23 protein-coding genes and 1 pseudogene are annotated in these 26076 nt (G+C 43.4%); 18 read left to right on the top strand and 6 right to left on the bottom strand.

The annotated features are described in order from the left end of the window. Positions 1 to 226: 226 nt before the first annotated feature. Genes AB4185_RS12440 through AB4185_RS12430 form a run of 3 tightly spaced genes read left to right on the top strand, consistent with a single transcriptional unit; the run spans position 227 to position 2684 of the window. On the top strand, positions 227 to 721 hold the full coding sequence (locus AB4185_RS12440; protein ID WP_017063294.1) for a TadE family protein: 495 nt from the start codon (positions 227 to 229) through the stop codon (positions 719 to 721). 11 nt (positions 722 to 732) lie between these two features. Next, entirely contained in the window at positions 733 to 1290 is a 558-nt protein-coding gene (locus tag AB4185_RS12435; protein ID WP_017063295.1) for a TadE/TadG family type IV pilus assembly protein, read from the top strand. An 11-nt stretch (positions 1291 to 1301) separates the two neighbouring features. Next, positions 1302 to 2684 (top strand): VWA domain-containing protein, encoded by a 1383-nt coding sequence (locus AB4185_RS12430; protein ID WP_136979383.1) that lies wholly within the window; start codon positions 1302 to 1304, stop codon positions 2682 to 2684. Positions 2685 to 2857: 173 nt separating this feature from the next. Here the strand turns inward: AB4185_RS12430 and AB4185_RS12425 are convergent, their stop codons facing one another. Both AB4185_RS12425 and AB4185_RS12420 read right to left on the bottom strand, forming a co-directional pair. Further along, entirely contained in the window at positions 2858 to 4546 is a 1689-nt protein-coding gene (locus AB4185_RS12425; protein WP_017068215.1) for an AMP-binding protein, read from the bottom strand. A 93-nt stretch (positions 4547 to 4639) separates the two neighbouring features. After that, the gene (locus tag AB4185_RS12420) at positions 4640 to 5383 is read right to left on the bottom strand and encodes an AraC family transcriptional regulator (protein ID WP_017068214.1); all 744 of its coding nucleotides are present in this window, start codon (positions 5381 to 5383) and stop codon (positions 4640 to 4642) included. A 193-nt stretch (positions 5384 to 5576) separates the two neighbouring features. Between AB4185_RS12420 and AB4185_RS12415 the strand changes: the two genes are divergently transcribed. From AB4185_RS12415 to AB4185_RS12350, 14 genes and pseudogenes are all read left to right on the top strand, one after another. After that, complete coding sequence (locus AB4185_RS12415; protein ID WP_017063299.1) at positions 5577 to 5765, top strand: Flp family type IVb pilin; 189 nt, start codon at positions 5577 to 5579, stop codon at positions 5763 to 5765. 162 nt (positions 5766 to 5927) lie between these two features. Next, positions 5928 to 6458, top strand: coding sequence for a prepilin peptidase (locus tag AB4185_RS12410; protein WP_017063301.1), 531 nt, complete (start codon positions 5928 to 5930; stop codon positions 6456 to 6458). 34 nt (positions 6459 to 6492) lie between these two features. After that, positions 6493 to 7842, top strand: a complete 1350-nt coding sequence (locus AB4185_RS12405) for an AAA family ATPase (RefSeq protein WP_371724344.1) — start codon at positions 6493 to 6495, stop codon at positions 7840 to 7842. Next, on the top strand, positions 7835 to 8584 hold the full coding sequence (cpaB, locus tag AB4185_RS12400) for a Flp pilus assembly protein CpaB (RefSeq protein ID WP_102331949.1): 750 nt from the start codon (positions 7835 to 7837) through the stop codon (positions 8582 to 8584). Before AB4185_RS12405 ends, cpaB begins: the two co-directional genes overlap by 8 nt. Before the next feature lie 8 nt (positions 8585 to 8592). Beyond that, positions 8593 to 10050 (top strand): type II and III secretion system protein family protein, encoded by a 1458-nt coding sequence (locus tag AB4185_RS12395; protein WP_372135510.1) that lies wholly within the window; start codon positions 8593 to 8595, stop codon positions 10048 to 10050. Further along, complete coding sequence (locus AB4185_RS12390; protein ID WP_017063305.1) at positions 10040 to 10309, top strand: hypothetical protein; 270 nt, start codon at positions 10040 to 10042, stop codon at positions 10307 to 10309. The genes AB4185_RS12395 and AB4185_RS12390 overlap by 11 nt, the downstream gene beginning before the upstream one ends. Positions 10310 to 10323: 14 nt before the next feature. Continuing rightward, positions 10324 to 11589 carry a Tad domain-containing protein gene (locus AB4185_RS12385; protein ID WP_017070364.1) on the top strand — a complete coding sequence of 422 codons (1266 nt, stop codon included), beginning with the start codon at positions 10324 to 10326 and terminating at the stop codon, positions 11587 to 11589. A 2-nt stretch (positions 11590 to 11591) separates the two neighbouring features. Next, positions 11592 to 12020, top strand: a complete 429-nt coding sequence (locus tag AB4185_RS12380) for a TadE/TadG family type IV pilus assembly protein (RefSeq protein WP_017063307.1) — start codon at positions 11592 to 11594, stop codon at positions 12018 to 12020. Further along, on the top strand, positions 12020 to 12520 hold the full coding sequence (locus tag AB4185_RS12375) for a TadE/TadG family type IV pilus assembly protein (RefSeq protein WP_017063308.1): 501 nt from the start codon (positions 12020 to 12022) through the stop codon (positions 12518 to 12520). The genes AB4185_RS12380 and AB4185_RS12375 overlap by 1 nt, the downstream gene beginning before the upstream one ends. 1 nt (position 12521) lies before the next feature. Next, positions 12522 to 13736 carry an AAA family ATPase gene (locus tag AB4185_RS12370; RefSeq protein WP_017063309.1) on the top strand — a complete coding sequence of 405 codons (1215 nt, stop codon included), beginning with the start codon at positions 12522 to 12524 and terminating at the stop codon, positions 13734 to 13736. 174 nt (positions 13737 to 13910) lie between these two features. Next, positions 13911 to 15221: pseudogene (locus tag AB4185_RS12365) on the top strand (CpaF family protein); the annotation flags it as partial. 10 nt (positions 15222 to 15231) lie between these two features. Beyond that, on the top strand, positions 15232 to 16197 hold the full coding sequence (locus AB4185_RS12360; RefSeq protein ID WP_017063311.1) for a type II secretion system F family protein: 966 nt from the start codon (positions 15232 to 15234) through the stop codon (positions 16195 to 16197). A 3-nt stretch (positions 16198 to 16200) separates the two neighbouring features. Further along, positions 16201 to 17172 carry a type II secretion system F family protein gene (locus AB4185_RS12355; protein WP_017063312.1) on the top strand — a complete coding sequence of 324 codons (972 nt, stop codon included), beginning with the start codon at positions 16201 to 16203 and terminating at the stop codon, positions 17170 to 17172. Continuing rightward, positions 17169 to 18185, top strand: a complete 1017-nt coding sequence (locus tag AB4185_RS12350; RefSeq protein WP_017063313.1) for a lipopolysaccharide assembly protein LapB — start codon at positions 17169 to 17171, stop codon at positions 18183 to 18185. Before AB4185_RS12355 ends, AB4185_RS12350 begins: the two co-directional genes overlap by 4 nt. Before the next feature lie 113 nt (positions 18186 to 18298). Here the strand turns inward: AB4185_RS12350 and chrA are convergent, their stop codons facing one another. After that, on the bottom strand, positions 18299 to 19444 hold the full coding sequence (gene chrA, locus AB4185_RS12345; RefSeq protein ID WP_136981655.1) for a chromate efflux transporter: 1146 nt from the start codon (positions 19442 to 19444) through the stop codon (positions 18299 to 18301). 101 nt (positions 19445 to 19545) lie between these two features. Here chrA and AB4185_RS12340 point away from each other — a divergent pair, with 101 nt between their 5' ends. Further along, entirely contained in the window at positions 19546 to 20478 is a 933-nt protein-coding gene (locus AB4185_RS12340) for a LysR family transcriptional regulator (protein WP_372135509.1), read from the top strand. A gap of 38 nt (positions 20479 to 20516) precedes the next feature. On the opposite strand, the gene AB4185_RS12335 is transcribed toward AB4185_RS12340, so the two are convergent. The 3 genes from AB4185_RS12335 to ygjK all read right to left on the bottom strand — a co-directional run bounded on the left by AB4185_RS12335 (position 20517) and on the right by ygjK (position 26074). Beyond that, positions 20517 to 21626 carry a phosphatase PAP2 family protein gene (locus tag AB4185_RS12335; protein WP_372135508.1) on the bottom strand — a complete coding sequence of 370 codons (1110 nt, stop codon included), beginning with the start codon at positions 21624 to 21626 and terminating at the stop codon, positions 20517 to 20519. A gap of 321 nt (positions 21627 to 21947) precedes the next feature. Then, on the bottom strand, positions 21948 to 23288 hold the full coding sequence (locus AB4185_RS12330; protein WP_017060807.1) for an MATE family efflux transporter: 1341 nt from the start codon (positions 23286 to 23288) through the stop codon (positions 21948 to 21950). Positions 23289 to 23680: 392 nt separating this feature from the next. Continuing rightward, positions 23681 to 26074, bottom strand: coding sequence for an alpha-glucosidase (gene ygjK, locus AB4185_RS12325; protein WP_372135507.1), 2394 nt, complete (start codon positions 26072 to 26074; stop codon positions 23681 to 23683). Positions 26075 to 26076 lie beyond the last annotated feature (2 nt).

Raw genomic sequence — 26076 nt, 5'->3', positions numbered from 1 at the left:
GTTTTATTAGAACCTTTAATTTTATATAAGCAATTGAATTAAATTAAATTAAACAAAAAACAGTTTGAATCCACCTCCGTATTAATAGTGTTGAAATTGATTAATTGAATGCTGCTTGAATAACTCATTTATCAATTCTATATCTGTAATGTTGAGTCTTTCTATATTTCCTAGGATTCTATTGGGCTAGATAGGGTGAATAGAAAGACGAAAGGGTGGGGGCTGTATGAAATTTATTTCAAGAGGTTCAGAAGGTAACCGCTATCGAAGCGGTCTAAAATCCAAAATAAAAGGTATCGCTATTATCGAATTTACGATTGTGGTGAGCCTGTTTTTTGCGCTTTTTTTAACGGTTGTTGACCTTGGTATTTATGGGTTCGTTAAACTGACCATGCAACACTCGGCAAGGGAGGGGGCAAGATATGCCATTACAGGTCGTTCTGACTTGGATCCTGACTCATCGAGTGATCGCGAAGCGGCTATCTTGGAAAAAATCTCTCAATCGTCGAGCGGTTTACTCGATAAAGTGATGGATGTTCAGAATATACGTGTTGAAGATGTCTATGGTAATGCAATCACCGGCTTTGGCGGTTCTGGAGACATTATTTCTATTCATCTTGATTGTGAGTGGCCATCTGTAAATCCCTATATGTATGTTTTGCTCGATGATGGAAAATTCAAATTTACCGTCAGCGCAGCGATGAAAAACGAAGCTTTTTAGGGAGGGACTGGATGTTTCCTTTTAAATTGAAAAAAGCCGCTCAGAAAGGTTTTGCAGCAATCGAAATGACGTTGATAGCGCCTTTATTTATGCTACTGATCGTGGCGGCTGTCGACATAACACATCTCATTCAAGCTAACCACGTTATTATCAGTATCAGTCGAGAAGGTGGAAACATTATCTCGCGAAGTAACACTGATACCCCACAAGAAGTCATGGACATCATAGCGACAACATCAGGCACTTTGGATTTAACGCAAGACGGCGTTATTTACATTACTGAGTTGGTCGGTCAAGAAGATGCTTCTCCATACATTAAAAGTCAGTATCGATGGAACCAGCACGGGTTAAGTAAAAACAGTGCTATTTGGGCGAGCTGCAGCAATTGGGCCAATGATGGAGAGTGCTCGGATGTGGATGCTGATGATCCTCCTGTTGTTAACAACTTAGCGGTTGCACTTGATGATGGAGAGATTGTGTACAGCGTTGAAGTCTTTTACGACTACTCGCCTATTTTTAGTCGAGTGTTTGATGATGAATACATTCTGAGCGACACAACATATATGTAAGGGAGGTCGATATGGATAAGGGAACCCCAATCAAATATCGTTACAGTCGTGGGTTAGTGGCTTTGATGTCAATTATTGCGCTGCCTTTTATACTCTTAGTTGTTGGTCTTTCTGTTGATGCTGGTCGAGCTTATATTGTTAAGTCGAAATTATTTGCCGCGGTCGATGCAGCCAGCATTGCGGCTGCAAGGGCGGTCGCTAATGGCGAAGATGCTGGACGGGCAGCTGCTCAAAAATATTTTGCAGCTAATATCCCCGCAGACTTCTATTCAGCCACTCCTAGCTTAGGCGCAGTCAATTTCGCTAATGATTCGTTTGGTAATATCTCTATCGATATCTCAGCAACAGCGCAAGTGCCCACTGTTTTTTTGCCATTGATAGGGCTAGACACGTTTAACCCTGGTGTATCCGCACAGTCGATCCGCCGCCCTGTAGATTTAGTGTTAGTGATTGATAACACTACATCTTTGAGGTTAGGGAGTATCGGCGACGTGACTCAAGATGTCATCGATAGGTCTAAGTCATTCGTTGAGAATTTTCATGAAGGTTTTGATCGTATCTCGTTGGTGAAATTTGCGTTTGGGTCAGAGGTACCTGTTGGGTTCACATCGACTCGAGGACACAGTCGAAGCACTATCAAATCTGAAATTGATAGCTTTAACTTTGGTAGTACCTCGAACGCACAATATACCAATGCATCGGAAGGGATGTATCGAGCTCTGAATGAACTGAGAACGGTGACTGATCCGGCAAATTTGAAAGTGATCGTGTTCTTTACCGATGGAGCACCAAACACCTTTGCAACCACGTTTGATTTTGAGGACGGGGATTCACATACGGGCGCTATTCGATCAAGCGATGGTTCCAGTGGTACGCCGAGAGGGCTTTGGAGGCATGACTCGATAGCCACCACTTTATCTGGTGGCTATGAGGGAAATGATATTGATGACCATATCAGTGAGATGCCCCAGTACTACACGACTCATGATTCAAGCGCCACCGAGTTCAACATTCTAAATCCGTCTCATGCGTTGCGTCCAGTCGCGCAATATGATCCAGATAGTCATTCAGCGAATGATTTGTATACCCGTGTAAATCGGGTTGCGCGTAATCTCGTCGAAGATATTGCGGAAAAAGCCAGAACGGAAGATATTTATGTATTTACGTTAGGGTTAGGTTCATCTCTAACATCAGCGACAGGACCTGATAGCGAGTTTGGTGAAGACTTATTGCTACGGATGGCGAATTCTAGTGCGCTATTAGATGATCCTGATCTTAGTGCGGATTATGACCCTGCTCAGCTTGAAGGAGTGTATTGTCATGCCATCGATGAAGAGGCGCTAGGTCCTTGTTTTGATGAGATGTTAGACGTAATTATCAGGTTAACCTTGTAATAGTTGTCTGCGGGTCGGTTTACTTGCAATAAGGCTGTCAGTAGAAAAACGGTCAATAGGAAGAAAGGCCAACAGAAAGTGGGTCATATAAAAAGAGGGAGCTCTCAAGCTCCCTCTTAGTGCTAGTTTCAGTTTAGTAGCATTCTTTATTCAGTGTTAGGTGGAAGTCATGGTTATTCTTCCCAAACCACCAATTTATCTTTCGGCCAGTTATGACCAACTTCATGGTATTTCTGCTCAAGGATATGTCGCTTGATTTTGAGAGTCGGGGTTAACACGCCATTCTCAATGCTCCATGGTTCCTTAATCATCAATACACCTTTGATCTTCTCATGTGAACCGAGCTGCTCGTTCATTTTCTCGATAACGCGCTTTGTCGTTTTCTCATAGCGAGCTCTATCGAAATTAGGGAAGTCATGCGGTACCACAAGTAGGATTGGGCCTGGTAGGCCAAGCCCTATCAAACACATCATTTCTACGCGGCTGTACTCAAACAGTTTGTTTTCGATTGGTACAGGGGCAACAAACTTACCTTTAGCTGTTTTAAAGGTATCTTTCTTACGCCCACGAATCGTTAGGTAACCTTCACTATCGATATCACCGATATCACCGGTATGAAGCCAACCATCCGAGTTAAAAGACTCTTGGGTTGCAATATCATTCTTGTAGTAACCAGAGAATAAGCCTTTGCCTCGAACTAGAATCTCTTCATCTTCAGCTATTTTGAGTTCGATCCCTGGACCTGCATTACCAACCGTACCAATTTTATCGGCTCTGAATGGGTAGTTGAGCGTGCTGTAGGCGAAAGACTCTGTCATGCCCCATGCCTCGGTAATGTGCAGGCCAACACTCTCATACCATGCGAGTAGAGCGGGTGATACAGGTGCAGAACCACAGCCGAGAACACGAGCTTGGTCTAACCCTAAGCCATCAGCAAGCTTCTTCTTAATGATGTTGTTGATAAACGGAATCTTCAATAAGAAGTTCAGTTTCTTCTGTGGCAATTTGTCTTGGATTCGCTGCTGGAACAGAGTCCATAAGCGAGGAACTGAAATAAACAGTGTAGGGCGATGCATTTTCACATCATCAATAAAGGTGTCTAAAGATTCTGGGAAAGCCGTAACCACGCCCCCCATTACTGAAGAACCAAAGATGTAAACGCGTTCTGTAATATGAGCAAGCGGTAGGTAAGAAAACAGGCGATCGCCAGGTTGGATCCCAATATGGTCAATCAACCTTTGAACAGACCAAGTAAACGCACCGTACGTGAGCATTGCGCCTTTTGGTAACCCTGATGTACCCGATGTATAAACAAGTGACATAAGCTTATCGTCGTGATGCTGAGGGCGTTTGGTTGATCGTTCATGTGTATCAATGAGCTGTTCGAAAGTGTGTTGGCACTTCGCTGCACTGTCGTATGGTAGTGAAATACTCACTAAGCTCGGATTGTCATCAAGTACTTTTTGAGTGGCTTTAGGATCGTCAAGCTTACCCGCAATCACAATTTTACTTTCACTGTGTTCAATACAGTACTGAATGGTGTCTGCACCCGCTGTAGGAAAGATTGGGACGCTGACAAAATCTCCTAACATCATGGCAAGATCGCAGATGAACCATTCTGCACAGTTTTTCGATACGAGAGCGACTCGATCGCCAGGTTGGGCTCCGAGTCCTTCTAATGCTGACGCCAATTTCAGTGCTTTGTCTGCTACTTCTTTATAAGTAAATTCGACAAATTGGCGATTAATAATCTGTTTCAAATAGACTTCATCTGGGCGTTCTTCTGCCCATTTTAAAATCATGTCATTGGGTGTAGGGAGAGCTGTTGCTTGTTCTTGGCTAAACTCGTTAGGCTGAATCATTGTCTAACTCCATGTTTTTCGCTAAGTTATTTTTGGTTATTTTTGTTAAAATCATGTTAAATGTACCATGATTTTTTCTTTTAGGGAGTAAAATTAGCGTTTTCTGTTATCTGTGCAGGCACGTCTATAGCTTGCAGGGGTTACGCCCGTCCTTTTCTTAAAAATTCTTGAAAAATACGACACATCCTTGTAGCCACATTGATAAGAAATTACAGCTATTTTTGATTCGGTATCGGCTTCGATTAACTTCTTGGCTAACAGGATTCGTTTATCGCACACAAAGTCTCTAAAGCTTACTCCAAAGTGTAGATGAAACTTCTTAGAAAAGTAGGTTGCTGAGCAGTGACATTTTTCAGCTATGTCTGTTTCTCTTATTTCCTTGTTAATGTTATCCATAACAAAGTTAACAACTTCAGAAGTAAACTGTTTTGTCGGTTCTTGGTTATTGTTATTCATGTCTCGATCGAGGTCGAAATGTGCTTCAAAGATGTGTTGGGTTTTATGCTTTAGTTCTTCGAATGAACTGGTCAGATGATGACTGATTGTTTCAATTACGAAGAATACATTCTTATGATTTCGAACGTTATTAGGTATCTGACCTGTACAAATAATAACAATTCGCTTGTTCAAGTTTTCACAAATAGATAGTGCCATTTTAAGTAGTTGAAGTTCATCCGTTTTATTCAATATAAAAAATACTAACCTTACATCTAAGTGGCTGATTATAGATATGTCCTGTTTATGGTTTTTTATGAGAAAGTAACGACTTATTTTATTGATGATGATTGAATTAAAGTCGCTATCTATATCTGACAGTAAAGGTGTAATTATATTCATAGTTATTAAACCGGTATCATACTTAAATAAGCAGTAAGAGAAGTATTGATGAATGTGTTTATTTAAATAGATTAGAAGTGCGACAAAAAAGTGCAAGTAAATGGCAAGAAAATCCTAACTGAATATATGGTTCGGCTCTAGATTTAGTTTACAGGTAAATAAAACCTGATACGTAAATCAAGGAGAGATTCTTATGAGTAACTTATTGAAAAACATTAAAGAATTCATGAATGATGAAGAAGGTCTGACGGTCATAGAATATGTGATCGGTGCTGCTATGCTCGTTTTAGGATTGACAACTATATTTAGTGGAATAGGTAGTGCGTTATCAACGAAACTAAGCGCGATTGTTGGTGCGATTAGTACGACGACAGCACCATAGAAACTATGAATATTAAGAGAATAAAAAAGCAGAAAGGACTAACCATTGTCGAATACATTATCGGTGCGGCTTTGCTTGTTTTTCTCGCTTGGGCAATATTCTCTGGTATAGCTGTATCCTTGTTCAGTAAATTTCAATTAATTGTGTCAGGTATATGAATGAATGATAAGTGAATCTCTAGTTTTTTGGGTGCTATTGGTTGTGGTATCAGTATTTGATGTGAAAGAAAATCGAATACCGAATAAGGTTCTGATTTTATTTGTATTGTTGTACTTTATTATTGCGATTAATAGTGGATTAACTTGGGGTTCACTTGGCACTTCTTTGGTTGGGGCGGCTGTTTTTTTCTCTTCGGGACTTATTTTATATTTCTTGAGAGCAATGTCTGCTGGCGATGTGAAATTTTTGGGGGTGATAGGGCTATATGTTGGATGGGGTAACCTACTCGATATTACTTATTATATTATCATTTCCGCGGGAATAATTGCTGTGTTTTACTTACTTTATAACCGTGCGAACAGCGAGTCTCTAACGGTAAAAGGTTATTTTGAAGAGAAACTAATGTTAGTTAGTGGAATGTCAACCAGCACAAAAACTGTGTCAACGGTTCATTCTAGGTATTCAAATAAGGTGACGATGCCTTTCGCACCTTCAGTTGTTATAGGCTTAGCGATGTATAGCTATTTTACGTAATTTAAATTGAAATTCGATGTGTTGGAGAGAACATATGGATATTAGAGGGATACCGTCCCCGAGTAATTTAAAGCCTCAAATATCAGCTCCTTTGGTTCCGACTTCCATTGAATCGCTTGGTATACCTGAAGTTGTGATTGAAAACTTATTACTTAAACACTTATCCGCTTACCCTAAGTCTGATGTGTTGGAGCTTTCTAACCATTTGTGTGTGGTTACCCATATTGTTGAGAATGGACTTGCGGTACTTAGAAAGAAATCATTCATTGAAGTCTTTCAACCAACTTCAGCTTTATCTTTAGACTCCTCTTCACACAGTCATGTTCGCTACTCCTTATCAGAAAAGGGCATAGAAGAAGCAGATCTCGCTTTTACTCGAGATGCTTATTTAGGCCCGGTTCCCGTTTCACTTGCTCAATACAGTGACATTGTAAAACAACAAGACTTGCGAGCGGAATTGGTGACCAGACCACATGTTGAAGCGGCTCTTAGTGATGTTTACGGCGTAGACAAAATGATCTCCGTGCTAGGCCCGGCAATTAACTCGGGACGAGCTCTGCTTTTGTATGGGCATGCCGGTACAGGTAAAACATTTGTTGCGACACGCATAGTTAATACATTACACACTTCAGTTTTTATCCCTTATGCAGTCTATGCCTTCGGTAACATTATTAAGGTTTTCTCTACGCAACACCATAAACCGCTTGATCGCAACGGCAGTGAAACATTGGTTTCTCTTAAGGATCAGTACGACAAGCGTTGGCTCAATTGTGAGAGACCGAATATTCAGGTGGGCGGAGAGCTAACCATGGATATGCTTGAAGTTAATCATTCAGAGAACAGCCGAGTGTGGTTGGCACCGTTACAAATGATGGCGAATAACGGAATTCTGGTGATTGATGACCTCGGGCGTCAGCCAATGCCAGTCGATAACCTGCTCAATCGATGGATTGTTCCAATGGAATATTACTTCGATCATCTTTCGTTGCCGAATGGTCAGCAAGTGACAATGCCATTTGTGTTGACCCTCGCTTTCTCTACTAACTTAAATCCGGAGAAGATCAGTGATCCGGCATTTTTGCGTCGCTTGGGTTATAAAATCGAATTCAAGCCTCTTAATCTGCGTGACTATGAATCCTTGTGGATGAATGTTGTGGCAGAGAAAGAACTAGAACTTCAAAGCGGTTTCTTTGAGCGCTTATCTCAAATGCACACGCTTTACAAAGTGCCTCTTTTCCCTTGCTTACCTAAAGATCTCGCTGGTATTAGCAAAGATATCCTTTCATTTGAGCAGCTCCCGCCCGTTATTACTTTCGATATTCTTTCCATGGCATGGGAAGTCTACTTTACCTCTGATGGACACGAGGAAGAAAATAATGAATAAGAGTCAGGTATTCCTATTGTTTTTACTGTCCGTAGTATTCGGCTTAGCGGCTGTATTTTTTGCTAAGCAATGGATGGACAACCAAGTTCAACCGACGATAGAAGTCGAAGAAGTTGAACGTCACCCGGTTGTAGTGGCCTCTCAAGAAATTGAAGCTGGAACCATAATTGAAGAGCAGTATTTAACGACGAAGTTGATGGAAGTTGATTGGATCAATGAAAACAACTATTCGGATAAATCTGAGCTGATTGGTCAGGTTGTCGCTAATACCATTTATGCCGGAGAGGTGCTTCACAAGCTGCGTTTCACCGTTCCTGGTGAAGGCTCCACACTTGCGGCTTTGATTCCTGAAAATAAACGAGCGGTAACAATTCGAGTCGATGACGTTATCGGTGTAGCTGGGTTTCTATTACCCGGGAACAAGGTCGATATTCTCAATACCGTTTCCTACGGTAAAAACTCTGCGGCCACTCGAACTGTGTTGAAAGACATTAAAGTGCTCGCGGTAGACCAGACCGCCAGAACCAAAGAAAACAGCCCCATTATTGTTCGTGCGGTAACACTTGAGGTGACCCCCAAAGATGCAGAAAAGCTTCTGACGGCTAAGAGCAAAGGCAGTATTCAGCTTACCTTAAGAAATCCTCATGAAGTTGAGAAGAAAGTCGTTCGTCGATACGTGCCTAGACCAAGCGTGACCATTATCAAGGGTACGGAAACATCTAATGTGCGCGTCAAGGATTGAGGTGAGATATGAGAATAATATTAGCGTGTGTTTTGAGCCTGCTTTGTTTTTCGAACGTAAGTTTTGCTGCATTGCAAACCGGAAAAACAGTCACGGTTCCGCATCATAAATCGACGCATGTCGTGTTATCAGGTAAAGCGAGCAAGGTTTCACTTGGCGACCCTGATGTTTTGGACATCGTGATTTTGAAATCTAACGAAGTGTTTTTGATTGGTAACAAGTTAGGTGCAACCAACTTGATGGCTTGGGATTCTCGAGGCCAGTTGATTGAGTCTATTAATATCGAGGTGACTCATGATCTTAATAGCCTGAAATCCAAGCTGTATGAGTTTCTTCCTGACGAGACTATCGAGGTACATAGCGCTCAGAATCGCTTGCTGTTGAGTGGGCAAATCAGTAATCAACAGAAGATGAATGTCGCTATGAGAATTGCTGAAACCTACGCCGCAGGGCAGGCTGCAGATGATTCTAAAGAGAGTGGTAGTGAGCAAGCTGCTGCAACTGGTGTTATCAACTTAATGTCTATCGGTGGCGCCCAACAGGTGATGTTAGAGGTAACTGTCGCCGAGGTTCAGCGGAGTTTAGTGAGAAAGTTCGATGCTAATTTCCACTTCTTCCAAACCAGTGGTTCCAACTTTTCGTGGGGAGCTTCATCTGTTCCTGCTGGTGTACTGGGTGCAACACCAATCTTCGATATTCCTACCTCAACTGATTACGGGATTCTAGGGTCTTTCATCGATAGTAATACCTTATTTACCTTTGCATTGGATGTCGCCAAGCAAAATGGTGTCGCGAAGGTATTAGCAGAGCCGAATTTAACTGCATTGAGTGGCTCTAAGGCCGAGTTTCTAGCGGGTGGTGAATTTCCAATTCCAGTTCCGGATGATGATGGGATTACCATTGAATACAAAGAATACGGGGTAGGGCTGAAATTTATACCGACCGTACTCAGTGATAAAAAGATCAACCTGAACTTAGCGGTTGATGTAAGTGAAATTGCGAACAGCAGTTCATTGACTATCGACCCCGGCTCGACCAACGCGACTTACTTTATTCCACCAATTACACGTCGAAGCGCCTCTTCTACGCTTGAGCTTGCAGATGGACAAACCATCGGTATTGCAGGGCTACTGAGCGAGAACGTGCGTGATATCAGCAACAAAATGCCGGGTATTGGTGATGTGCCGATCCTAGGCCAGCTTTTCAATAGTCAAGAATACGTATCGGGAGAAACAGAGCTTGTCATTCTTGTTACTCCTCGACTCGCTAAACCAGTGGACAGAAGTCAAGTCACACTACCAACTGATGCCTTTGTTGACCCTAATGACCTGGAATATTACTTGTTAGGTAAAAGCGCTTACATTGCTGAGCCTTCTGACTCTGAAGACAAGAATAATTCAAGTTCCGCTAAAGACATCGCGCCAATTGATGGTGGTAGCGAAGGTTCATTTGGTCATGATTTATAAGGAGATAGATATGATTAGAACAATGATGGTCTTTCTCGCACTGGTATTAGTCGGTTGTGCGAATGACGCGCCTTTGGGGCAGTCGGTTGCTAAGCTGAAAATGGAGCAAACGTACAACCCGAATGCAACTCAAGAGAACTTGCAGGTTTTACCTGATGGTACCGGGGAGCGCATGCAGGCTGGTTACGACAGTTACGTGGGTAAAGGCGATGAAGATCTTTCAGAGAGCAATAGTCAGGTCTTACAGAGCTTTAATTAGTTTGGAGGTACTTTATGTTGTATCAAGTATCAAGAAAACCTAAAAAACAGGGCGGATTGGTTGTCATATTTGTGACTATCGCGTTGCTTGTCTTCCTTGCTGTGTCAGCGTTAGCCGTGGATATCAACCATATGCTAGTGAATAAAACGCGCTTACAGAATGCGGTTGACTCAGCGGCGTTAGCGGCAGCGACTATTTTGGATAACAGTAAAGATCAAACCGCGGTATCTGCAGAAGTTACATCAACATTGAATGCTATGGCGGGGGCTTCTGGTAATCATGAATTTGATTTCTCAACTGCAGTGGTTAGCGTTGAATACTCTAACGACCCTCAAAGCTTTGCGGGGACCCCTACGTTTGGTGCTGATGATGATGTATATGTTCGAGTTAATGTCAGCTCATTAGATATGGATGAATTCTTTATTCAGATGTTTGGTTTAGCAAAAAGCGTATCGGCAACAGCGGTTGCAGGACCAAGCTCAGGACTGCAAGTTGTGAATAATATTGTACCCATTGGAGTGTGTACTGGTGACGGGACTTCAGATAACGATATTAACGAAGATGGTTATGATGATGCTACCGGTGAGGCAATTACCAATGTCTTTGGTTATGAGGTAGGTACAGTTCATGCTCTAAAAGTGGGCGATAAAAAACTGTCTCAAATGGGAAATGGTAATTATCACCTACTGGACTTTGGATCTGGAGGTAGCACGGTAAAAGAAGCCTTGGCTGGTTACTATGATTACTCTGTCGCTATTGGCGATAGTGTTACTACCAAGCCTGGGGGAACGGTTGGGCCTACAGCTGATGGTTTAAATACTCGTTTTGGTGATTATGGTGGCGGCTTATCAAGTTCAGATTACCCATCTGATTATGTAACGACTGAGCCCAGCTCTGAAATTAAGATAGACAGTAAAACGGGTGATATTGATTTTGATGGCTCTTATACCTATTCCCAATATGAGGCTGACACCAACGCATGTATAGCAAGTATGGGCTCTGGTTGTGTGTCTGGTGGTACAGCATGGCGACGTATTCTTCCTATTCCTATGGTCGATTGCTCAGGTAAAAGTGGTGGAGTAACCAGTTTTACCGTTCAGAAAATAGGGTGCTTCTTCTTATTACAAAAGGCGCCAACTAACAATTCCGGTACTCCTGCAGTATTTGGTGAATTCATACATTCTTGCAGTGTTGCTGGCGGTTCTGGTGGGGCTGAGTCATCAACTGAAGGTCCTTACAAAATTGTTTTGTATAAAGACCCAGATGGAGGAGGCTCTTAGTTATGGATAACAACTTTAAAAAACAACAGGGCCTCGCTGCAATTGAAATGTTGATTGCGACACCAGTATTACTGTTTTTCTTGGTGTTGGTTCTTGAACTGGGAAACATCCTAATTCACTACAATGTCATCTCAAAATCGGTTCAAAACGGAGCTCGTTATGCTGTAAGTGAGGTGTATGGAACAAAGGGTGGGACATTAGCTCCTACTGCGGAAATTCAAAATATTGTGGTTTACGGTAAGAACACTGTAGGTACGGCGATACTTTCTAGCCTTGCAACTTCTGATGTAGTTGTCACTCCTCCTTCAGCAGACAGTTATGTGAGAGTAACGGTTAATTACGACTATGTTCCTCACTTTTTATCGATTCCATTTTCATCTGAAAGCTTATCTGTTCCCTTAAGTGTGTCGTCTGTTATGAGGGTTTTCTGATGAAACCAATCAACAAGCACAACGGCTTAGCCATTATCGAGTTTACGATAGTTTCTTGGTTGGTTTTCTTGCTGATTTTTCTGATTTTGGCTTTGGGGGCTTATGTATTCTCACTCCAGATTGTTAACGAGGCGACGAGAAAAGCGGCAAGGCTAGCGACCGTTTGTTACGTCTTAGACCGCGATAACATTGCGGGGATTGTTGTAGAAGACATTCCACTACTGGGGTTTAGCGATAGCAACTTGGAGGTGGCGTATTTGGATGCTGCTGGCTCTGAAATTACCTCTGATTTCGAAACCAATTTTAGTGCGATTAAGTTTGTACGAGCAAGAGCGACAGGCTATGGCATTCAGCTGATCAGCAACCTCAGCTTTTTAGGGACAAATGGGTTTCTTGCGGCACCTGCGTTTGAGACGATTTTACCCGCTGAGAATTTAGGTGTAATCAAAGCCAATACAAATACTAGGACAAGATGTCCGGAACAAATACAGGGTGGGTAATATGGGCGAAGCAATTGATATTTTACCGAATGAAGACGATGCGATTCGCCTTAAAACCAACTTGAATGTATGGCTTATCTATAGCAATGAAAACTTTCATGCTCATATGAGGCAGCAATTGAAACGTTGTCGAAATGTTCATATCGACTCTTTTTCATTATTAGGCATGACCGAAGAATATGTGAGAAGCCTAGATACTCCCGACCTTATCTTTGTCGAAGCGAGTGGTGGTTGGGCTCAGAAAATGGTCGATCTGCAAAGCTACAATTTGCAGTTGGAAGAGTATGATTTATCTTTGGTCGTGTTTGGTGATGAGAGTGACAATGGGTCATTGAAAATAGCACTAAGACTGGGTGCTTCTGACTTCCTATCTCATGACATTTCTATCTCTGGTCTCTTACCGTTACTTAAGAAAACCGCAGCGGAAAAAATCGAAAACTCTAGTTATGGTGAAGTGTTCCTATTTATTAATACCAAAGGTGGAATGGGGGCAACAACCTTAGCGTTAAATACAGCTGTTGAAATCGCGAGTTATCATCCTGATGAAGTGCTTTTACTCGATATAGATCTTCAGTTTGGTGTTATCCCTGAATATTTGAATATCACCCCGGCCTACAGTATTTCGGATGCTATCGACAGCTCAAATGATTTGGATGAGATGTCTTTGAATAGCTTAGTTAACAAGCACTCATCGGGGTTACACGTTTTAAGCTTCAAACATGAAAATAACGCGGATGATTATGAACATGCCCAAAAGATTGGGAGGTTATTACCCGTATTACGTCGCTTCTATCGCTACATTGTTATCGATTTCTCTCGAGGGTTAGATCATATCTTCGCATCGGCTATCTCCCCTGCGACTAAGGTGTTACTCGTTACTCAACAAACCTTAGTGTCGGTCAAAAACAGTAACCGTTTAGTCAGAACTCTGAAATTTGAGTACGGGTTACAACAAGACGCAATCGAGATCATCGTGAATCGTTATGAGAAACGACAAACCATTAAGTTATCAGACATAGAACAAACCGTTGGGAAGCATGATATCCATTTAATGCCTAACGATTTTAAGGTCGCATTGGAGAGTGCCAATTTAGGTCAACCATTGGTTGAGTCAAAAAAGAAGAGTTCGATTACACGCTCGATCATCGATTTGTCTCATATCCTTTCTCCTCCAGAGCAAGAAGAGAAGAGTTGGCTCAAAAAGATATTTTCATAGGTTGTTTGTTCTAAGCATAGATGAGGGATCGTTATGTTCTTTAAACGAAAAAATATAAATCCGGAGTTTGAAAAAAAAGTAGAACAGTTTTCGCAACAAGAAAGCGAGAACATTGCTGCCTTTCCTCAAGGAGCCGTTAGTGATTCTGTTGTTCTTAAAGGGCTAGATGCCAACGAAGAACAAGAAAAATCGGTTAATGAAGCAAAAAAAGTCTTAGAACAAGAGCTTTCAATTAAGCACTATTTTCATAAACAGCTCTTAGAGACACTTGACCTTGGTCTGCTTTCAAGCCTTGATAAAGAGCGCGCTAAAGTTGACCTTCATGAAGCGATTGTTCAGCTAATGGCAGACGATCAAAGCCATGCTCTGAGTGCGGAAGGCCGGAAAAGAGTGATCAAACAAATCGAAGATGAAGTGTTTGGTTTGGGGCCTTTAGAGCCATTGCTAGCCGATAAAACCGTATCTGATATTTTGGTTAATGGGCCTAAAAATGTGTTCGTTGAGCGAGGTGGTAAGTTAGAAAAGACCCCTTATACGTTTTTGGATGACCGACATCTTAGAAACATCATTGACCGTATTGTTAGCCAAGTGGGACGTCGAATTGATGAAGCCTCTCCTATGGTGGATGCACGATTGGCCGATGGCTCTCGGGTAAATGCAATTATCCCACCTCTTGCCTTAGATGGCCCATCGGTATCCATACGACGCTTTGCGGTAGACAGCCTAACTATGGACAACTTGCTGGAATATAGGTCAGCCTCTCCGCAAATGGCGAAATTTGTCGAAGCGGCCGTTAAAGGTGAGCTCAATATATTAATTTCAGGCGGTACGGGGTCAGGGAAAACCACGACGCTTAATATCTTTTCTGGTTTCATCCCACGAGATCAACGAATCATCACAATAGAAGATTCCGCAGAGCTTCAACTCCAGCAACCCCACGTTATTCGTCTTGAAACTCGTCCGGCAAACCTTGAAGGAAAAGGTGAGATAAGTCAGCGAGAGCTAGTGAAAAACACGTTACGTATGCGACCTGACCGTATCGTTGTCGGGGAGGTGCGTGGTAGTGAAGCGGTCGATATGTTGGCTGCGATGAATACCGGGCATGACGGTTCCCTTGCAACCATTCACGCCAACACCCCTCGTGATGCACTAAGCCGTGTAGAGAACATGTTTTCGATGGCGGGCTGGAACATTTCTACCAAAAATCTCAGAGCGCAGATTGCTTCTGCTATCCATCTAGTAGTTCAGATGGAAAGGCAAGAAGATGGTAAGCGCCGTATGGTTAGTATCCAAGAGATCAATGGTATGGAAGGAGAGGTCATCACTATGTCTGAGATCTTCCACTTTCAGCGTCAAGGCATCGATGAGCATGGCAATATTTTAGGTTATTACACCGCAACCGGTGTAGTGCCTCAGTCTCATGACCAATTGGTTAAGCGTGGTCTTGATCTGCCTTTTGAGCTCTTTACTGAATCACATAGCTGAGGAACGGATTATGGATAACGTAACTGTCTCGCTGGTCCTATTGTTTGTTGCGGTGTTGTTTATTTCGCAAGCCTTGTTATTGCCAGCAGCCGGGAAAAAAGCCAAACACAAAGAGTTATCTCGCCGTCTAAAAGAGACACAAAGAAATATTGATGAAGAGAGCTTGTCGCTCTTAAAAGAGCACTACAACAAAGAGCTATCACCGCTCGACCGAAAATTAATTGTGATTCCTTTCTTTGCCGACCTAAAACGTATGCTGGAATTAGCGGGTCTCCACCTTACGTTAAGTCGCTTTTTGTTCATCGTATTTTTGTGCGGAACCTTATTGGCTTTAATGGCTTTAGTGTTTAATCAAGTGTGGTTCATTTGTGTAGCCGCTTTCGTCTTCGCTTGGGTTGTCGCTTATCTGTTTGTCCAAAATAGAGTGACATACAGGATGGCTCGATTCGAAGAGCAGCTGCCAGAGGCTCTGGATATTATTCGAAGAGCCTTACAAGCGGGGCAGCCATTGGTTCAGTCTTTCAATGAGGTGGGTGAAGAGATGCCTGAGCCGATCGGTGTTGAGTTTAAGAACACCTATAACCTGCTTAATTATGGCTACGACTTGAGGCTCGCGATCATGCAAATGACAGAGCGAGCACCGACCGTTTCGATGTTGGCTTTCTCAAGTGCCGTCATGTTGCAGAAAGAGACAGGGGGGAACCTCTCTGAGAATCTGCAAAAAGTATCTGAGGTATTAAGAGCCCGCTTTAAACTCGAAAGAAAGATCAAAACCCTCTCAGCTGAGAGTCGCCTTTCTGCTTGGATACTGACCCTTTCTCCGTTTGCCCTGTTTTTCGGTCTTAAATTCGTAAACCCTGAATACATTGAGCCTTTGTACAGTGACCCTAGAGGAATATCGATGGTCAGTATTGGAGTGATCTTGTTGGCGATTGGGGCATTGTGGATAAGAAAAATAATAAATATCGAGATATAAATTATGGAATTCTTTGATTTAGAAGTATGGAAACAAGCACTCTCTGAGTTCGGGATCAGCAGTCAAACCTTACTCTACGGGATGATTTTGCTGACCACGATGTTACTTACCCTCACTCTTGGTTTTCTTTTTGTTGGCGCTCGTTCACCGTTGGATAAAAAGTTAAAACAGATTTCTGGAGGTAGCCAAACGGGCAGCCGGAAGTCTTATGATTTTACGAATACCTTGGAGTCGTTAACGCCATTTATTGGGCGAGGGAACAAAAAGGACAACGAAAGCTATTCAGAAAAGCTCATGCACGCTGGATACCATGAAAAAAGTGCGCTTTCAGTCTTTTATTCCATCAAAGTGCTTTCCGCTCTTATCGGGTTTGTCTGTGCGTTCGTGGTGTTTTATCTGGCGATTGGTGACAGTTATAACAACTTATTGATTGTGACTTGTATCTTTGTCGGCACGTTTTTACCCAACTTTGTATTGAGTAAAATGCAAAAAGAGAGACAGAGAAAAATTAGAAATGGGGTACCTGACGCGCTCGACCTTTTGGTGGTTTGTACTGAATCAGGCCTTGGCTTTAATGCGGCGCTGGGACGAGTTGCTAATGAGTTATACATCTCACAGCCCGAACTTGCCGATGAGCTGGATACGGTTTTTGCCAAAATTCAGGCGGGTGTCACGATGCCAGATGCTTTGAGTCAACTTGTCGAACGGACTGGCCTTCATGAATTAGACGGGCTCGTCTCTTTGCTCTCACATGCCTCCAGAATGGGGGGGAGCTTAGCGCAAACGTTACGAGACTATACCGAAGATTTTCGAGATAAGCGCCAACAAGCTGCGGAAGAGATTGCAGCAAAAATACCAACTAAAATGTTGTTTCCTATGTTGTTATTTATTTGGCCGTGTTTTTTTATTGTTGCCCTAGGACCTGGGATGATGATTGTTATGGACGCATTAAGTGCGCCAGGAGTTGGTTTATGATGCTAATGAACAGAATGGTTTTACTTTTGCTGCCGCTATTAGTTTTAGGGTGTGCTTCTTCTGATGAGCCAACCAATCAGTTTGATGCTGAGTTGTATTCGGGGAAGCCCATTGACACCTTAACCAGTGACGATCCTCCGGTTAGTGAAAAAGAAGCGATCATGCGTGGTGATGTGGCGCTGAGAGATAACAATATCGATCTAGCGCTTTATGAGTACATCCGATCTCTGTCTTTCCCTGAGCAAGAGTTTCACGATAAAACGCTGTTTACGATTGGCCGAATTCACTCATCGAGAGGCAACTACGCGCTCGCTGAAAAAGCCTATCTGGCGGCACTAGATTTTAATCCGGCGCATACTGAAGTGTTGGAGCAACTTGGGGTTCTATATACCAAGCAGCGCCGCACCGATGAAGGACGAAGTTATTTTTTTAAAGCGATTAATGCCGATCAAGTTCGCTTGAAAAGCAGTGAAACGACTAAAAATTACCAAGCGTTAAGCCAAAGTGAAGTTGCTGGCTTGAAGGTGGATAGCATGTCGCCAGCACTCGCTTATATGGGAATTGGGGTATTGGAGGATGTTGAAGGTAAGCATCAAATAGCTCAAGAGTATTTTAAAAAGTCGCTCACTATCGATAAAACCTCAGTAAAAGCCTTGTTGAACATGGGCTACTCCCATTACATGTATGGCAACTACAAAGAAGCGTATCAATACACTCGTTCGGCGTTAGAGATTGAGCCTAACAATGAGAAAGCTCAGAATAACCTTGCCCTTATTTACTTAGCTTCCGGCGATGTGAAAAAGGCGATCAACGTTTTTATGCGTCATATGGATGCTCCCGAAGCGTTGAATAATGTCGGGTATTTTTTAATTCTCCAAGGTCGACCTGATGAAGCGATTCCTTATCTTCAACAAGCGATCGATAAAAAGCCGTCTTACTACAAAATTGCTAATGAGAACCTAAATAGAGCGTTGGCAGAGGTAAGGGAAATGAAAGCCAGCACCCCGATATAACGCCCTATCAAGTTAAGTCATTCTAAATAAGATAGCCCCTGATGAGTTTCCTGATCAGGGGCTATTATTTGTAACTCAGTTTAGTATCTAAAGTTGGGTATCTAAGTGCTTAATTATAAATAGTTAAGCATCGCACCAGCGGCGATAAAGGTACCCACTAAACCTACAATCGGCATCTTAATTGTTTTCAATAACCACACACCAACAATGATCAGAGCGAAGTCTATGCCGCTGCTTACTGCGCTTGTGAAGATCGGTTGATATAGTGCCGCCAATAACAAACCGACAACCGCCGCATTCACACCAGTAAGAGCGCCTGCCACTAAAGGTTTGCTTGCAATCGCCTGCCAGTTCTTCAGTACACCCAGTAGTAATAAGAAGCCCGGTAAGAACACAGCAATCGTTGCGAGTAGTGCGCCAGTGATCGGTGCCGATGGCATCAATACATAACCTAAGTAAGTCGCAAGTGTAAACATAGGCCCTGGTACTGCCTGTGCTGCTGCATAACCTGTTAGGAAGGCATCTTGAGACAGTTGGTCACCAATACCATTTTGTAGCAACGGAAGTACCACGTGGCCGCCACCGAATACTAAGCTACCTGCTTGGTAGAACAGGCCAAACACTTCAATACCTTGAGAGTAAGCACTGAATAGAGGCAGACCAACCAGCAAAGCAACAAAAATCACCAGAGGCGTTACCGATATTTTTTGCGTTGAAGGTATCGTTTTGAGCTCTTGAGACGTCAAGAACTTACTGCCAACCATTGCTGCAAATAGAAGCACTAAAACTTGAGGCCAGATGCCTGGAATCAGTAGCAGAACAATCGCGGTAATCACACATAAGGCGGTTGCTATCTTCGATTGGCAAAAGTTCTTGTACATACCAAAGGTAGCATCAGCCACAACCACTACCGCTAATAACTTAAGCCCGTGAATGATTGAATTGAAAAGTGGTGCTTCCAATAGTTGGTTGCTGACTAACGCCAATATCAGCATCAGAATCACAGATGGGGAGGTGAAGCCGACAAATGCAGCAATAGCACCTGTTAATCCACCTTTCTTGTAGCCAACCGCAAAGCCAACCTGACTTGAACCTGGGCCCGGTAGAAATTGGCTAAGAGCGACAATCTGCCCGTACTCTTCGTCGGACAACCAATTCAGTTTCTCAACAAAGGTTTTACGGAAGTAGCCAATGTGTGCTGCTGGTCCACCAAAGCTAATCCAGCCAAGCCAGAAAAAGGTTTTAAAAATTGAAAGCATGATCGATTCCAGATAAATGTTTAGCGTAATTTAGGTGGAGTTAGACTATGATTCAAATTAATTGTTTTAATTATAACTATGAATGAAATGGGTTGATTAGCATGGCTGATTTTAATTGGAAAGGGGTCGACCTTAACTTGTTGATTGCACTGCAGGCTTTGTATAAAACGAATAGCGTGAGTAAGGCTGCTGAGCGTTGTTATGTCAGCCAATCTGCGATGAGCCATAGCTTACAAAGGCTACGAAAGTTGTTTGATGACCCTTTGTTTGAGCGTGTAGGTAGCAAGATGGAGGCGACCGACCGAGCCATTGAACTATCAAGTACCGTGGACGCGCTACTGAATACCATCCAGTCTGAAGTTCTGTTATCTAAACGTTTTGAGACCGAGAGTTTCAAAGGGAGCTGGAAAATAGGGTTGACGGATTACGCAGAGCAGATGTTTGGCCCAATGATATTCGATTTGATCAAAGAAGCTTCACCAAACTCTCAAGTCGCATTTTTTAATGTTAATCCAAGCAACTATCAGCAAGTATTTGAACAGGCAAAGCTGGATATCTCGATAGGTAGTTTTGGAGAGGTGCCTAAGCTGTTTGGTATTGATCAACTCTACACCGAGCAGCATGTTTGCTTACTTGATAGCTCAGTGCTTGGTGTTGAACTGCTGATGTCGCTAGAGACATTTGTGTCTGTCGAGCATGCATTAGTTTCCCCTAATGGTTCTCTAAAAACGGGCGTAGACATAAAATTAGCGGAACTCGGTTATACGAGAAAAGTGGCGATTGCATCGAGTAATTTTTTGACGGTAAAACGACTGATCAGTGGTAGGAAGTTGCTGTGTATTGTGCCTAAATTGGTCGCCCGAACTGACCCTAATGTGGAGAGCTCGCTGATCGCCGTTGCCCCGCCGATAGAGGTTCCTGATTTTGACATTCAACTTGTTTATCGCAAAGGAAAGCAACTCGATGATAAAAGTATCCATCTGAGAAAAACCATTAGTCAGGCTGTTAAAGAAGTAACGGGTCTAAGAGATTAACTTGTTATCCGATGTGATAAGGGGGGGACATATCTAGTTTATGGAGCTTTGATTGGTGGTGTCCGTCTTCGCAACCAGTAACCAATAGCGTGCCAAAGAGCCACGACTAATATCGCCCCTAAGTATCCGTCGATTGCATAGTGCCAAGCCAAGTGAACGGAGCCGAGCTGGACAATAAAAGCATAACCCCACGCCAAATATCCCAGCTTTTTGTTCAACCTAAATGCTGTCATTGCCATTAACACTGCGATAGTGACATGCAAACTAGGCATCGCAGATATTCCCGTTCCTCGGCCTCTTATGCCAGTAACATAGCTATCCCAAAGCATATCCTGTGCGGATAGCATCCAAAGTGGGAATAGATTCGCTTGCTTTAACTGGAGGTCTTGCGCTTGTAGACGTTCCATTAACCTAAGATAGAGATCTTGTTCATAGAAGTGGTGAAAGTAGGCGGGTCCCGCAGACGACAACAGCGTCGCTATGACGTTACCTAGGAGAAACCAAGATATCAAAAAGGTCAGGATAAACTGATTACGAAGTTGGTCATCTTTTCGATAGATGATGAAAAAAAGTAACATTCCCCACATCAGAAAAAACCATAAGTTGTATAAGAAGTTCATCACCAAAGTTGAAGCTGCATTTGGCAGGAAGAAGTGTGTGAGTTCCCATGGAGATACGCCAAAGTGCAACCACTTATCTAAGTGGTAAAAAGCGAGGTCTAAAGTGTAAGGATTGAAGTGCGGGATGAGTGATTTGATAAACGTGTAACTCGAAAATGAGATGTTCAAAGCGAGCATTAACAAGACAAAGTAAATGGGTTTCGAGATAGGAAATAGCAGTGATTTCACTTTTTTGATGAATCGTATAGTCGGTTTTTTTTCTCTCTTAAACAGTAAATAACAGTAATAATACGTTGCCCAGATAATAAAAGTGACATAGCAAATGGTAATTAAGACATCGATATAACTATAGATGTCATACTTCATATTATTTGGGACAAATAGGTTGATGGTTAAGGTGAGCGGAGCAATGAATGCCACGTACCATAAAATCAGTTTGTTTCTTCTAAATTCATGGAGTAGGGAAGCTAGCAAGGTTGATTGTTCTTTTCGAGGCGCGGGCTTGGCGGTGGTCGTTTCTGAATCCATATAGCCCCTCCTCAAGATTTCCAATCATGATTAAAGGTTAGTTCATCTGAGCTGTTTTTCTACTCTGGGCTTGGTCTCTGCGACAAAAATAAATGAAATAATTCCTTCCATTTTTCACAACCCGACTATACTTAATTTACGACCAAGGCAGTCGTAAAGAATAGGCTTTTTGATTTACCTAAGTAAAAAAATTGGTTATATCCTCATGATATAGCTTAAAAATCTACCAGGCTAAACGGACTTAGTTGGTCTTAAAAGCGCTAGCTCCCCCTAGCGCTTTTTTCTTTTGGTCGAGATAAATTTCGACGTATCAACAACAACCTAAAAAGAGAATCGAGTCCATTTCTTAGCTCGCCAGCGATAGGCCATGATGATTCCACGGAACCACTCGTCCATCGCGATTGCCATCCAAGCACCCAATACGCCATAACCCCAATGCACGCCAAGCAAATAGCTCATGGCAACCCCAATGCCCCACATGCTGAGAATGCCCATTTTGATCGGGAATTTAATGTCGCCAGCAGCCTTTAGACAAGAGATAAAGATAAGGTTAAATACTCGTCCAGCTTCAAGAATGATGGAACCTGCAATCAGTGCCGCCGTTAGCGCAATGATCTCTGGATCTTGCGTGAACAGATCGAGAATTTCGAAACGGAACACATACACCATGCAGGTGATCGCGGTTGACGCGATAAAGCCAACCACAAAGTAACGTTGCACGCGCTTGGTAATCTCGTCGATCCAACCCTTACCAATGTAATAGCCTGTTTGGATTTGGCTGCCTTGACCAATTGCCAGTGCAAACGCAAAAGAGAGGCGAGCGATGTTTTGTGCGTAAGTAAACGCAGCCAGTGAAGACGTACCCATCTGCACTACAAAGAAGGTAATGCTGATCTGAGCCATGTTATAAGAGAGCACTTCTCCAGCGTTCATCGAGCCGATCTTCATGATTTTTTGATAGATGGCTTTCGGCACAGATTTAAACTGCTTCACTGGTAGATAAATCCCTTTGCTTCTGACCACACCAATCAAGATCAACATTCCGATTACTTGGCTAATGACGGTCGCGGTCGCAACCCCTTGCACGCCGTATACAGGCAAACCAAAAGGTTGATATAAGGCACAGTAGTTACCGAATACGTTGATGACACCTGCAATCATATTGATCACCATCGGTGACTTTGAATAGCCATGACTGCGCAAAATAGTGGTGAGAACCACACCTATGGTTACATTGAAGGTGAGAGCACCACTGATGAACAGGTATTCTTGCGCGTACTGTTCGACTTGAGGTTCGAGTTGATAAAGCGGGATAAAATATTCAGCAACAAGAACGGCAATCACACTCAGTAGCACACCGGCAATAATGGCCAGAATGATACTTGCTACACCCACGTGAGCGCTCTCTTGAGTGCGGGAAGCACCATTGTATTGCGCGATTAGAATACCCGTACCACTGCTGACCATGGTCGAGACAATGATCAGGAAAAAGGATATCTGAGAAATAACACCAACGGCAGACACGGCTTTGTCCGAGTATCCCGATAACATGAATACATCACTGGTGTTGAGTGCGGTTCTTAAAAGAACTTCGATAAAAATTGGCCAGGTGAGCGCAACGATTCCCATACGTTTGTTTAGGGTGGAATCAGCATTAGGCATTTAGGTTTTCTCAAAAAAGGGGTAGGCGACGCTATAGTTTAGCTATTATTTAGTAAACGACTATCAAATTAATGTCCGGAAGGCTAATAAGGATAAATAAAATTCGAATAAGTCTTCAGAATTCAATATTTCAGTGAGGGTGATGAAATTTTTGAATGGGATTTCATAGCAAGAGCACTCTTTGCTTTTTGTGAGTAAAAGCTTGCCTGTGTTAGCTGAGTACAACGAACAGAGTAAAAGGATCATGGTAGGCCAAATGGTCTAAGTGCTTGTTTTTCGCTTACGTTACTTCAGATATAAAAAAGGCACTCAGCGAGAAACTGAGTGCCAAAGTCTGAAATTTATGAGGTTAGATTTTCATTGAATTTCAGAAGACAGGTATAGGTTTTTACTTACTCTGCGTCAGTAAAGAAATCGTTGTATAACATGTATAGGTGGGCAGCACTCCAAGAGAAGTTTGGAGCACCTTGTTGTTCACCGTTTAGCGGGTTGTAGTTCTCACGGATAGGACCGTCTTGTACCAAGCCATCGGCGTGGTCGAAGAATGCGCCTGCCATTTCAATCGCATCGTCACGGTAGCCGTAGCTGTCCATACCTTTTAGGCCGAAGTAGAACTGGTCTACCCATACACGTCCACGCCAGTAAATATCTGGGCCAAATGCTGGGCTAGAAAGCGCTGCTGTGCCCAGTGGAACGTAGGTGTTGAACTCTGAGGTATCTTTCATCACAGAGACCACGGCATCAGCGTGAGCTTGTGTTGCTGCACCGTTGAACAGTGGTGACCAACCCTCAGGGCCTTTACCACGCTCGACAATCGGTTTGCCTGCGCAGCCATTGGCTAAAGGCTTGTCTTCAATACGAATGTCATAGAAGAAGTTAGTGCCTTCGTCGAACATACAGGTGTTGATGTAGTTCGATAGGTGCTCTGCTTTTTCACGGAACTCTTTCGCTTCTGCGTCTTTACCTAGAATGTCAGCCATTTCTGCTAGGTACTTGTTATCGCTGTACATGTAGCTTGCTTGGTCAACGGACTCTTGCAGCAATGAATAGCCAAGCAAAGTGCCGTCTTCAGCGCGGTTTTGAGCGAATTCAACATCCCAATCACTGCGCTTGCCACCGTTAGCAACGTACGCGTCTAGCTGGTCTTTATCGATGAAACCGAAGGCTGCTGCATCATCACGACCTGATTCCCAAGACGCAGCGGTTTGAGCTGGGCTCTCGATGTAATCGTAGTTGCCTTCTGCTACCACTTTATCCAGTTCAGCTTGGCCTACGACTGTTTCGTGTTTATCGCCACGAACCACGGTGAAGTACATTTCACCTTCAGGTGTGTTGTGTGCTTTGTCGCGTGCTGCGCCGTATTCTGGAACACCGTTGCCGTTGTTATCACGGTTGCGTAGCCACCAGTCGTGGTAAGCCACTAGCTTTGGATACATCTCTTCTAGCCAAGCTTCATCGCTGGTGGTCTTGTAGACTTCCATCACGGCCCATGCAGCTAGGCTTGGTTTGGTATTACGTTCGTTCCAGTTACCGCCGTCGCCGCCACGTTCTGGGCTTAGGTTGTAAGCCAATAGATCTGGCACGTAACCTTCATCCCAAGGGCGAACAGGATCGTCAGCTTGAATTTGGTAGGCAAACATCGCGCGGATGTTATCTTTCGCTACATCTGGGTTGAAGTGAGCCATTGCGTAGGCTTGCTTCCATGTGTCCCAAGGCCAAGTTTGGTTGCCCGAGAACCAACGCGCCGTCACGGATGGTGTCACAGAGTCAAACTCCATCGCACCTGCAGCGCCACGCCAGTTACCGTTTAGGGTTTCCATCGCTTTAACCGCAACACGCTCTTGCTCTGGTGTCGCGTTCGGGTTGGTTAAACCCATCTCAAGATAGCCTTCCCAACGTTCTGCTGATGCGGCTAAGAAGTCGGTAGGGTTTGCCATGATCTTTTTGATTTCAGGCTGTTCCGCTTGCGCTTCTTCTGCCGTTAGAACATGCGAGTATGTGGTGTAGATAGTCGTCGATGCTTCAATGTTTGCCGTTGAAGTAAACGCTAAACCATCAACCGTGGTTTTCGTTGGAATCGACTTGTGAACTTGGTATTCAGACTCACCAGAAGTCAGTAGATCCCATGTCGAACGAACCTTACCGAAGGTCACCTTTAGGCCATCGTCGGTTGCGACGATTTGACGGTCATACTCAGGGTAAGTTTCAGCGATTGTTTTGTCGGTTTGTGCCACGCCTTCTTTGGCGTGCGTCTTTTCTAGCAGTTCACCATCCCACACTAATTCAACCGGTGAGTCGGTAGTGATTTTTGTTTCTAGCAGAGAGGTACGGTTTGAAGCAAAACGCATCGTCATTTCTACGGTCACATCGTCAGATTTTAGCGTCTGAACCAATGCGCCCGGTAGGCTATAAGCTTCCATAGTGAAAGCCACTTTTTTGCCGTCTTTGAACACGCTTAGGCGGTCGAAGTTATCAGCCATGAAGTTGATATATTCTTCGGTAAGCAGTGCTGTACCTGGGAATCCGCCCATGCCTTCTGCACTGTCTGGCAGCAGATGACCGTGCCATGCACCTAGGTCGAAGAATGGGTTAAAGCGTTGGTGGTCATCGAAGTCGTAGTCACGCATGTATTCAGGTGAGCCAGTACGGTCGATAACGTTCTTAAACTCGTTGGCTTGCAGTTGCTCAGCATCAGAACTTGAGCCAGAGATGGAATTTGATGCACAACCAGTAACGACAAGGGCTGCACCGATAGCGAGAGCTGCGAATGATTTATTCAGTTTCATGA

Source organism: Vibrio sp. 10N.286.48.F5 (genome assembly GCF_041469785.1).
GTDB lineage: Bacteria > Pseudomonadota > Gammaproteobacteria > Enterobacterales > Vibrionaceae > Vibrio > Vibrio crassostreae_C.
The sequence above is the reverse complement of the archived record's forward strand: the minus strand, read 5'-3'. Positions and strand labels throughout refer to the sequence as shown.